Genomic DNA, 1896 nt, shown 5'->3' with positions numbered 1-1896 from the left:
CGATGGACACGTTTAGATAGGGCGGGTGTCATGGCAAGAATAATACTTTCACGCTTTCGCGTAGTGGATTACCGATCCTGCAAAGACACTGAAATTACATTCGATCGGAAGCTTACGGCTTTGATCGGGCCGAATGGGGTAGGAAAGACGAATATTCTGCAAGCGATAGTACTATTCGGCCAACCGGGAGGTAGCATCTCCTCGGCTGAGGATACAAACTCTCAGCAGTGTACGGTTGAAGTTGATTTCGTTAGGGCAAAAAAGCCGGTGCGATATCGCGGTACTGTAACCTACCGGACGGGTGCCGATAATCGAGACGAAGCGCTAGGCTTTGACGAGCGTTGGAATTTTGTTGATCAGAACTCTTCAAAATCGTGGTTGAGTATAGACCGACTTCGCGCAAGCTCGAATCGATCGCGAGCAAGTCTGCTGAGGCTAGCTAGACGGAGTTCGCTTGACTGGAAGCAGGCGAACCTCGGGGGAGCAAAAAACTTAGATCTCGATGCTAATGCTAAGCGGTACGCTCGAGTTGCTGATGAGGTCGCTGAATTTGCCTCCAAGATCACGTATTACAGCGCGTCGCAGTTTACCAATCCGGCTGCTAGCCCAACTTCGTTCGAGATAAATGAGAGGGGTAAGCTCAGTAGGACGGTAAACTCCCGTAATCTAGTCCACCAAAAATTCTTGCACGACCTGTATACAGCGTCTCAGGATCGTATAGATCTCTACGATCTATTTCTATCCTTTGTGGATAAGCGCGGGCTTGGGCTTGTCAATGGATTTTCTTGGCGCTCTGCTGAATTTGTATCAGAGACGCACAGTGTCGCCAGCGGTGGCAAGGTCGAGCGCCAAAAGAAGAAACGAATACTGATAATTCCTACTGTTAAGATTGGCAGTTCACGCCTCTCGTTCAATCAGTTGTCCGAGGGGACGTTTAGGACTCTTGCTTTGGTGTTCTATGTAATAACTAATGAATCTCTGTTGTTGATCGAAGAGCCTGAGGTATGTGTGCATCACGGCTTGCTCAATAGTGTCGTGAGCATTCTTAAGGAGTTCAGTCGCACAAAACAGATTATCTTCTCTACTCATTCGGAAGCTGTGCTCGATCGTTTAGCGCCAGAGCAGTTGCGATTGGTGAGCTGCAATCAGGCGAAGGGCACAGTAGTGCAAGATGTGATGAGTGCATTATCTGATGAGAAGTTGAATTCTCTAAAGTCCTACCTTGCCACAGCGGGAAGTCTGGGTGAGTTTTGGAGGAGTAGCGGATTTGACTAATGGGCAAAAAAATCGGGATAATTGCTGAAGATAAGAGTGATGTTGCGGTCATCAAGGTTTTGATCGAGCGTATTCGTAATTCGCCGGTTTCAGTAAAGCACTTTGTTGGAAATGGATGTGGTAAGTTAGTCGGGAAGTGCGGGGCTTGGAGTCGAGAGCTGGCTCGATTGGGTTGCGAATATCTCGTGGTGGTTCATGATTTGGATCGACGTAAGCTCTCTGAGCTGGAGGGGACGTTACGACGTGCTCTTGCCGTCAACCCAATTCAGGCGTCGCTAATTGTGATTCCCGTGCAAGAAATCGAAGCTTGGATTCTCAGCGACGAGATTGCGTTATCCAAGTTTTTCGGCTTGAAAAGGCCTATTAAGCAAATTGCTAATCCAGAGACAGTCGCTAATCCGAAGGAGCAGATCGGGACGCTTATTTATAGACATAGTGGCGGCGGAAAGCGGTATGTTAATACCCTGCACAACGAGCGGCTCGCTGGGCAGATAAGGATTTCTCGACTGCGGGCGTGTTCTTCGTTCCTGCCCCTTGAGAATTTTGTAAAGAGAAACCTCAGTTAGTAGGGGGGAGATCTCCGTCGCGAGTTCTGGCGCGGCGGTCGAGATCATCTTCCGT

At 48.8% G+C, this 1896-nt stretch carries 2 protein-coding genes; both read left to right on the top strand.

Annotated elements, in window-relative coordinates; translation table 11 throughout:
- A partial coding sequence (locus BRAS3809_RS35235) for an AAA family ATPase (RefSeq protein WP_210161118.1) occupies window positions 1–1275 on the top strand: 1275 nt, incomplete at its 5' end.
- On the top strand, window positions 1275–1841 hold the full coding sequence (locus tag BRAS3809_RS35230; RefSeq protein WP_008965373.1) for a DUF4276 family protein: 567 nt from the start codon (window positions 1275–1277) through the stop codon (window positions 1839–1841). The genes BRAS3809_RS35235 and BRAS3809_RS35230, both read left to right, overlap by 1 nt.
- Window positions 1842–1896 lie beyond the last annotated feature (55 nt).

The organism is Bradyrhizobium sp. STM 3809, from assembly GCF_000239795.1.
Classification (GTDB): Bacteria; Pseudomonadota; Alphaproteobacteria; order Rhizobiales; family Xanthobacteraceae; genus Bradyrhizobium.
This window is presented reverse-complemented; position numbering and strand designations above follow the sequence as displayed.